Source organism: Pseudomonas viridiflava (assembly GCF_900602065.1).
Lineage (GTDB): Bacteria > Pseudomonadota > Gammaproteobacteria > Pseudomonadales > Pseudomonadaceae > Aquipseudomonas.
Window position 1 is genome coordinate 1 of sequence record NZ_UWFN01000191.1, and the last position, 314, is coordinate 314.

General features: G+C 60.2%; 1 protein-coding gene. It reads right to left on the reverse strand.

The genetic code is table 11. The features are described 5' to 3' along the window. Positions 1–314 (reverse strand): aminotransferase class III-fold pyridoxal phosphate-dependent enzyme (locus EE949_RS10545; RefSeq protein ID WP_122664227.1); only part of this gene is annotated, 314 nt, incomplete at both ends.

Sequence of the window (314 nt, forward strand, 5' to 3'; positions counted from 1 at the left end):
GCTCAATGGCGCCCAGCAGCCCCACGCCACGGACCTCGCCCACCAGTGGATGATCACTCAACTCACGCAGACGCTTTTGCAAATATGGTGCCGTTTCAGACTTGACCCGTTCGACGATCTTTTCTTCGCGCAGGATACGAATGTTCTCCAGCGCCACGGCGGCGGCCACCGGATGACCCGAATAGGTAAAACCGTGGTTGAAATCGCCGCCTTCGTTGAGCACCTCCACCACCTCATCGCGCACGATCAGGCCGCCCATGGGCACGTAGCCCGAAGTCAGGCCCTTGGCGATGGTCATCATGTGGGGCTTGAGG